Source organism: Candidatus Cloacimonadaceae bacterium, assembly GCA_030693415.1.
In the GTDB taxonomy this organism is placed as follows: Bacteria; Cloacimonadota; Cloacimonadia; order Cloacimonadales; family Cloacimonadaceae; genus JAUYAR01.
This window is the reverse complement of the sequence record JAUYAR010000139.1, coordinates 1-8,511: the sequence shown is the minus strand read 5'-3', so window position 1 is coordinate 8,511 and position 8,511 is coordinate 1. Positions and strand designations below refer to the sequence as shown.

Sequence of the window (8,511 nt, the reverse complement as noted above, 5' to 3'; positions counted from 1 at the left end):
AATCATATCTGCAAGTTCTTTAGCTGATAACGCTTTGGATTTGGCCAAATACAAGGCCTGCCAACGCTTATGCTCTTGGATGTCCTTACTGGCAAGCATTCTATGCCTTAGCTCTTCAGCAGGCAATGTGTCGTTAACATGAATACGGTTCATCTGTACCTCCAGCTATTGTTGTTCTGGAGATACTATAATCATAATTTGGATTTATACAAGCGAATTAGTATAAGTCCGTATTGACTCCGTAATGCTAAGGAGGTAGCGCAGCATGCTGATGCTGCGGAGATGTCTGTAAAAAATTGCCCTGCAATGAGTTAAATCTTGGTGGGAAGGGGAATTCGTAATCTCACTGCCACGAGTGATGAACACCTGCGACAGTTCAGGCGATTGTCATTACGATATCGCTTATTTTATCAGACCGAGGCGTTCCTGTCGATAGGTCTGGTTTTGGATGTTTTGCCACCAGACGCGGTTTTGTAGATACCACTCGATCGTCTTGCGGATGCCGGTGTTGAAGGTTTCTTTTGGCGCCCAGCCGAGTTCGCGCTGGATCTTGGAGGCGTCGATGGCATAGCGGAGATCGTGTCCCGGACGGTCAGTCACGTAGGTGATGAGTTCCGTGTAGGAGGAGAGCTTTTCAGAAGGCGCGAGCTCGTCCAACAAATGGCAGATGGTGTGGACGATATCGATGTTCTTCATTTCGTTGTGCCCGCCGATGTTGTATGTATCGCCGGGTTTTCCATGTTTGACGATGATGTTGATGGCATCGCAGTGATCGCGCACAAAGAGCCAATCGCGCACGTTCAAGCCCTTGCCATAAACGGGCAAAGGTTTGTGAGCCAGACAGTTGAGGATCATCAGGGGAATCAGCTTTTCGGGGAATTGATAGCCGCCATAGTTGTTTGAGCAGTTTGAGATCAAAACCGGCAAGCCGAAAGTGCGGTGCCAGGCACGCACAAGATGGTCGGAAGCCGCTTTGGAAGCTGAATAAGGAGACGACGGATCATAGGGCGTGGTCTCCAAAAACATCCCTTCATCGCCAAGCGAACCATAGACTTCGTCCGTGGAAACGTGATGAAAACGGAATCTCTTTTTCGCCTCGTCATCGAGCTTCTTGTAGTATTGGTTGGCAGCGTCTAACATCACCGCGGTGCCGGTGATATTGGTGTTGATAAATTCCATCGGACCTTCGATGGAACGATCGACGTGGGATTCGGCAGCAAAATTGATCACCGTATCCGGCTCGTATTTTTCAAAGATGTCCTTGATCTTGCGCGGGTCGCAGATATCGGCAAGTTCGAAGAAATAGCGTTTCCCACCGTGTTCGGTTTGGATGTCCTGCAAGCTTTCGAGGTTGCCGGCATAAGTGAGCTTGTCCACATTGACGACGATGCCGCCAAAGTCATTGTCTTCAAAAAGGTTGTGGATATAATTAGCGCCGATGAACCCGGCGCCTCCGGTCACGATAATGCGTTTCATGTGTCACCTACCTGATGTTTTTGATGAGGTTTTTGAAGCGTTCGAGCTCTTCCGGACTGGAATACTCAAGGGTGATGCTGCCTTTGCCTTTGTGATCGCGGACACGCGCTTTGAGACCGAGGGCATGGTTCAGTTCCTGTTCAAAGCTTCTCGTGAGCGCGGTTTTTTGGGGAGTTTCTTCATCCTTGCTCAGGCTTTGGACGAAGCTTTTGGCTTTTTCCTCTGCCTGGCGCACATTGAGCTTAAATTTGATCAAAAAATCGGCAAAAAGCAGCTGATAATCGTCTTCCACGCTGAGGATGGCACGCGCGTGCCCCGAACTGAGCAAGCCTTGCGAGATGTATCCGCGGATTGGAAGGGGTAATTTCAAGAGCCGGATGCTGTTGGTGATGGTGGCGCGGTCTTTGCCCATGCTTTGGGCGATCTGTTGATGCGTGAGGGCAAAATCTTCTGCAAGGGTTTGATAGGCAAGGGCTTCCTCGATCGGATTGAGGTCTTCGCGTTGGATGTTTTCGACGATGGCAAGCTGAAGCTGATCCTTCTTGGATACGCTGCGAATTACTACGGGAACCAGATCCAGCCCTGCCAGCCTGGCGGCTTGGAGTCTGCGTTCTCCGGCGATCAGTTCATATTCGCTGCCCTCGGTCTTGGTCACAATCAGTGGTTGGATGATCCCGTGTTGCTTGATCGATTCCGCCAGTTCAAGGAGTTTTTCATCGTTGAAATCCTTGCGCGGCTGATAGCGGTTGGCTTTGATCTTGTCGAGAGGAAGGTTGCCAAGCGCCACCCCCGCAGTGTCCACGCTGTCCCGATCAGGAATCAGCGCACTCAAACCTCTGCCAAGTCTTTCGTTCATAATCTCCTCATGTTCGCTCGATAACTTCCTGAGCGAGATTGAGATAACTCATCGCCCCGGGAGAGCGGATGTCGTATAAAAAGATGGGTTTGCCGAAGCCGGGCGCTTCGGTGAGTTTGATGTTGCGCGGGATGATGCTGTGAAACACCTTTTCCTTGAAATAGCGTTTCACTTCTTTCGCAACCTGCATTGAGAGATTCACCCGCTTGTCAAACATGGTGAGCAGCACGCCGATGATATTCAGCGAAGGATTGAGGTTTTTCTGAATCAGACGGATGGTCGCCAAAAGCTGGCTGACGCCTTCCAGAGCGTAGTATTCGCATTGGATCGGAATCAGGAGGTCGCTGCAGGCGGTCATGGCATTCACAGTGAGGAGTCCCAACGAGGGCGGACAATCGATGATGATATAGTCATAGTCCGCGAGGATGGGCTGCAGGGCTTCTTTGAGCTTGTGTTCGCGGGCAAATTCGTGCACCAGTTCGATCTCCGCGCCGGTGAGATCAATGTTTCCCGGCACGCAAAACAGGTTTTCGGTGTTGGTGGGCAGCACTGCATCCTGAATCATAACTTTGCCGATCAGCGCGTCATAGATTTGCACTTTGAGGGTTTCCTTGTTCAGACCGGCACCGCTGGTAGCGTTGCCCTGAGGATCGAGATCGATCAAAAGGGTCTTCTTTTCCAGCACCGCCAATCCGGCGGCAAGGTTCACGGCGGTGGTGGTTTTGCCCACTCCGCCTTTTTGATTCACGATCGTAATCACTTTTGCCATAAATATCTATCCAATTTACTTTAAATCCTTTTTGCGTATCGACATGATCTTGCGGCTGCCCCACTCCGCGTCATGGATCAGCAGCGTCTGAGGTCTGTATCCCTCAATGTCCTCAAAGCTCTGAGCCTTGTAGCAGATCAGCTTTCCGCCGGCAGCGAGCAGACTGAAAAGCGGCTCTTCAAAACGGGGTTCCATCTTCACCGCCCGGCAGAGAATATAGTCAAAGATCGGGAAATGCACGTCGATCGCGTAGTCTTCCACGCGGGCGCAAGCAACTGTGCAATCCTTGAGACCGAGTTCGGAGACCATTTCCGTCATCGCCGCTGCTTTCTTGTGCACGGAATCCAGCAGCGTCATCGAGCATCCCGGTGTCGCCAATTTGATGGGAATCCCCGGTAGCCCGCCACCGGAGCCGAAATCCAGCACTTTCTTTCCAGATAAATCCAAACATTTCAAGACCAAGAGACTGTCAAGGAAATGCTTGTACCAAAAGTCCTCCTCGGAAGTCTGACGCGAGATCAGGTTGATCAGTTCGTTCTTTTCCTTGAGGATACGTTGATAGTTTTCCAGTGCGGAATAAAGCGTTTCGGGATCGCTGATGCCCAGCTCCCGCAGCTCGTTCAAAAAGCTTTGTTTATCGATCATTTTTCCTCGATGGGCAGGTTTTTAATCAGGGTTTTGACCAGAAACGACGTGTCTTGTTCCATACTCAAAAGCAATACCCGCGCGGAAGGATGCTTGATCTGCATCAAAGAACGCGCTGTGATATAACGATAGCGCTCGCTCGGATGAGAGACGTATGCGGATAAGATATCAACGCTTTCCGCGCTGTTTACATAGCTGAGCAGGGACAGGCAGGCAGTTATATATTTCTTTTGTGCCAAAAGCTGCTTTAGGGGTTCGATGACGAGACTGTCTCCGGAAGCGGCAATCAGCGAAAGAGCGTTTTTTGCCGCCAGGGAGTCCGGCAAAAAGATCAAAGGATAGAGACGGCGGACAAGCTCACCGGAGACGCGCACCAGCGCTTCCATGGCACGGTATTCGAGACCGGACTTGCTGTTTATCTTGTTGTTGATTATATAGTTTATCGCTTCTTCTTCACGGCTGAGCAAGATGGCGCGGGCAGCTTTGACGCGCAAAACCGCGGAGCCTACTTCCCATTCCGAAGCGGCGGCGAAGATATTTGCGATCGTATCCAGGCTATCCGGCGCGGCAGCTTGTTCGGCAAGGGCTTCGATGGCGGTTTTGGTGATTTCGTTGATTGAGACGTCATTACCGATGCCATAGGTGCCGTTTGTCCAGTCGTGATCGTTCTTTCTCAGGCTGTCGGGATAGCTATCCTTGCCTCCGGCATCGAGGAAAAGTCCGATCCCGCCTGTGCTGCGGGCAAAATTGGCATAGCCGTAGTTGTTGGCTTCGGCTCTTTCATAACGGTCGTCGCCACTGACATCGATAAAGATGCCTACGGAATTGGTGAGTCCGACTCCGACTCCGCCGTGGATGGAATAGGCATCGTTTCCCGCGCCATCGACCAAAAGTCCGAAGCCCCAATCGTGTCCGGAGCCTTGTCCGGGACCGTTTCTGCTGTAATATACATCATCGCCCTCGCGGTCATAGAGCATCCCGCAAGCGAGGTGGATTCCGCTGCCCTGCGGATAGTAGATTGCATTATAGACATCGTTTCCACTTTCATCGACAAGCAGACCCATGGCATACCAATATCCCACGCCCTGCGCATAGACTCCGCCGATGTATTTGTCATTTCCCCCTGCATCAAAGAGCAAGCCCAGCCCGCCGGCATAGTCTGGTCTGAAACCAAAACCCATGCCCTGCCCCATGGAGCGATAGTCCAAAGGCATCAACGGCGCGTGGAAATATTTGCCGCCGATGTAATAGACATCCGCGCCGCCGAGATCGACAAGGGTTCCGACTCCGCATGTGGAACCCATCCCCTGAGCCAGTGATGTGGCTGTGTAGGAATCGTTTCCATCCACATCGATAAGGGCATATACGCCAAAGAGCGCGGCGCCCTGAGTGAATAGACCAGCTTGATAGATATCGTTTCCGGATTCGTCGCGGTGCATGCCCATGCCGAGAAAAGCGCAAAAGCTGAAATCGTCGCTTTGGTAGCTGTCGTTTCCCGCTTTATCGTAGGAAAAACCATAGCCGGCACGAACGCTAAACAGCCCGCCGGGATAGGGATTGCGGTATGTATCGTCTCCGAAAAGATCAATCGCAAGATAGAATGGGTGGTCAAAAATGGTATTGAGCGGAGCCTCATAGCGGTCATTGCCTTTGGGGTCGAGGACAAAGCATAGCGGTTGATGCAGCAAAGCATTGATCTGCAGGTCGTTATAGACGTCGTCTCCGGTGCCGCCGATGATCATTACTCCATAGGGACTGCTTTTGATGATCGGCTTTGTCTTGGTAAACCTGAGCTTGGGCGCTTCTTCAAAGATAAGATCGGAGGCGGCGAGATAACAGATGCCGATATTGTGCAGTGCCTGATAATCCGCTTGTTCAAAGAGCCATGCAAAGCGCTGCAGGTCATAGCTTTCCAGATTTGGTAGCTGCGCACCCTTGAGGAAATCCTTATATTTCTGCGCGTCTTCGTTCTCGCTCAAAGCGGTAAAAAAGAAGGCAGTGAGGCTGTCCGTTTGCGTTTTGTTCAGCTTGCCAAAGACTTCATCGAGGCGTGGCTTAAGTTCTTTTAGCACACCTTCATAGAAGTCCAAAACATCTGCCGGTTTGCGCACTTTTTCTTTATAGCGCCCACGCCAGAAAGATTTATAGACGTCATAGAGACCGCAGACGTCGCTCTGCCAGGCTTCGGAACCAAAATAGTCCATCAGAGCAGCGGCACCACAGATCGTGCTTGCTTCATGACAGCGCAGACGCATATCCGCGATGTAAGGAAAAGCGTTCCAAGGGTTTGAGAGAATGTCAAGCTGGTTTTGGTTCTTGAACTTGGTGGAAAGATCCCAGTCCTTTTCGAAAGCGATGCTTAGGCTATCCAAGCCTCCTCCATCAAGCATTTTAGGCAGTTGGGCAAGAGCAGCCTGTTCCTGTGGCGTTTTTCCGATGGCGGATAGCAGCACCGTGCTCAATGCAAGCAGTATTAATATCAGATATTTAGGCATAAAAATAATCGGCTCCTCACCTTGTGTGCATCAAATAATCAGCCGCGCTTTGTGTCAATATCAGTTTATCGGATGGAGATGAGAGATGAGATGTGAGATGTTCACCCGCTCACCTGTTCACTTTAATTTGTTTCAATGCCACGTATCCACTGTCTGAGATGACCAGTTTGCTCTTGGGAAAGTCCATCTTCGTGAGTCTGCTGATCTCTTTGACGGCGGCATTGTCAGCATCAATCACGGGACCTCCTTCCCCGCTTTGTTTGGCGGAAATGATCTGCGCATCGATGAATTCGCCGCTCAGTGAGACGTTTACCCTGACGATGGGAGCGATCCCGTTTGAGCCCTTGAGGTTGAATCTGGCATAGGTGGCAAAATTGCCCAGGCTATAGGCGATGAACCTGTTTTTATAGAGATCGATGGCGCGTGGGACGTGGGGTCCGTGTCCAAAAACAATATCGGCTCCGGCATCGATTGCTACCCGTGCAAACTCATAGGGATTGCCGCGATCTTCCTCCAGGTAGAGCTCTTTCTTTTTGGTGATATTACGATATTTTTGCCCTTCCCCACCGCCATGAAAGGAGACGATCACGATGTCCGAAACCGCGTCCAGTTCTTCGATCACGCGTCGAACAGTTTTGTAGTCATTTAGTTTCATCGTGTCATTATTGGGCGCGAAGGCGCAAAAACCATAACGGACGGCATCTTTGGTGAACACCGCCATCGGGTATTCGAGTAATCCGGCATATTCGATTCCTGCGTCGCGCAGCATTTTCACGGTGTTTTCTTTGCCGGTTTCACCAAAATCCCCGATGTGGTTATTGGCGATGCTGACCACGTCGATGCCGGCATCCCGGAGATGATAAACATAGTGATCCGGGGATTTGAAAGCATAGCTGTTTCCCGGATCGGCACCTTTTTTCGTTTCACCGGGCGCGGTCAAAAACACGCCTTCGAGATTGGCAAAGGCGAGATCGGCAGCCTTGAGAATGGCATAAACGGGCTGAAGCAGGTCGCGTCCGTCATTGGGAGGCAGAAATTGATCGGAGGGATAATTTGTGCCTAACATGATGTCTCCGACCCCGATAATGGAGACGCTGTTTCGCGTCGGGATCAATGATGTTGCGTCTTTGCTTAAAGCGCTTTGATCCTGTGGCATTGCTGGTTTTTGCCTTTGAAACTCGCTGCTGTCCATGGATGCGAGCATCTTCTGCAAATCCGGAACTCTGCCCGCGTAGAGAAAGCGATCCCGATAGTATTTCATCCGGGGATAGTCGTCGATCAAGACTCCTCGCTGGCAACTGTGAATCATTTTCAGATCGCTTCCATTGGTCTCGATCACCATGCTGACGTGTCCGACGGCGCTTGAAGAGCGGTTTCTACCCTTGAAAAAGAGCAGGTCTCCCTTTTGAACTGAAGCAAGATTGATCTTGTCCACGCTTTTGCCGATCGCGCCGGATGAATTTGGCAGGCTGATGTCGTGCAGGGAAAAAAGGTAGGAGAGATATCCGCTGCAATCCATTTTATCCCCAAGCGGGTTTTTGAATTTATAGGAATTGCCAAGATAGCGCTTGCCCGCATCGATCAGGCTTTGAACGAGATCCTCCGCGCTTTGGATATCCGGGGATATTTCTTCCTGACCCGGGACACTATTCTGCGGGCTGTCGTTGGCGCCGATATCGGCAAATAAAGCAAGCAACAGCAGCAGTATCATCAGTTTAGGCAGATGGGATGGATATTTCAGCGATCCAAATAGGAATAATCTCATCTTCCTGCCGACATTATTATCAAACATATATTTCTCCAGAGCATAATAAGCTGCCAATACCCGGCTGGAATTGAGCGCAATAGAATCCGTTGGAAAGCATAAACATTATACTCTTACAATGATTTAGAGTGTTGATGCACTTTTCCTGCTCTGCCTGATCATGTCAAGTTATTCGTTTTCTACCTCCCAATACTTGGCTGGAGACTGTTTCAAATTCCTCAACCATCCCTTCTCATTGCAGGCGAACGTGTTGCATGTTTCTCCGCAGCATCGGCATGCTGCGCTACCTCCTTAGCATTACGGAGTCATTACGGACTTAGTCCGTAATGACTCCGTATTGATACCGTAATGCTAAGGGGGAAGGTGTCCCGTCCTAAAAAAGTTGACACCAAATCAACTTCTAAGGAGAAGAGAAAATGAAAGAAAAGAAGCCCGTAAATCGTTATAGCATGGCTTTTAAAATGCGTGTTATTGAGGATGTCGAAAACGGTCTGATTTGCGCCGA

6 protein-coding genes are annotated in these 8,511 nt (G+C 50.5%); all 6 read right to left on the bottom strand.

Annotation, left to right across the window (positions count from 1 at the left end; genetic code table 11):
• Positions 1-402: 402 nt before the first annotated feature.
• The 6 genes from rfbB to Q8M98_08155 all read right to left on the bottom strand — a co-directional run bounded on the left by rfbB (position 403) and on the right by Q8M98_08155 (position 8,033).
• On the bottom strand, positions 403-1,476 hold the full coding sequence (gene rfbB / locus Q8M98_08180; GenBank protein MDP3114739.1) for a dTDP-glucose 4,6-dehydratase: 1,074 nt from the start codon (positions 1,474-1,476) through the stop codon (positions 403-405).
• A gap of 7 nt (positions 1,477-1,483) precedes the next feature.
• Positions 1,484-2,332, bottom strand: a complete 849-nt coding sequence (locus Q8M98_08175; GenBank protein ID MDP3114738.1) for a ParB/RepB/Spo0J family partition protein — start codon at positions 2,330-2,332, stop codon at positions 1,484-1,486.
• Between the two features lie 7 nt (positions 2,333-2,339).
• Complete coding sequence (locus tag Q8M98_08170; protein ID MDP3114737.1) at positions 2,340-3,101, bottom strand: ParA family protein; 762 nt, start codon at positions 3,099-3,101, stop codon at positions 2,340-2,342.
• Between the two features lie 15 nt (positions 3,102-3,116).
• Entirely contained in the window at positions 3,117-3,746 is a 630-nt protein-coding gene (gene rsmG / locus Q8M98_08165) for a 16S rRNA (guanine(527)-N(7))-methyltransferase RsmG (GenBank protein ID MDP3114736.1), read from the bottom strand.
• Positions 3,743-6,241 (bottom strand): HEAT repeat domain-containing protein, encoded by a 2,499-nt coding sequence (locus Q8M98_08160; GenBank protein ID MDP3114735.1) that lies wholly within the window; start codon positions 6,239-6,241, stop codon positions 3,743-3,745. The genes rsmG and Q8M98_08160 overlap by 4 nt, the downstream gene beginning before the upstream one ends.
• Positions 6,242-6,350: 109 nt before the next feature.
• Positions 6,351-8,033 (bottom strand): CapA family protein, encoded by a 1,683-nt coding sequence (locus Q8M98_08155; protein MDP3114734.1) that lies wholly within the window; start codon positions 8,031-8,033, stop codon positions 6,351-6,353.
• Between the last annotated feature and the right edge of the window lie 478 nt (positions 8,034-8,511).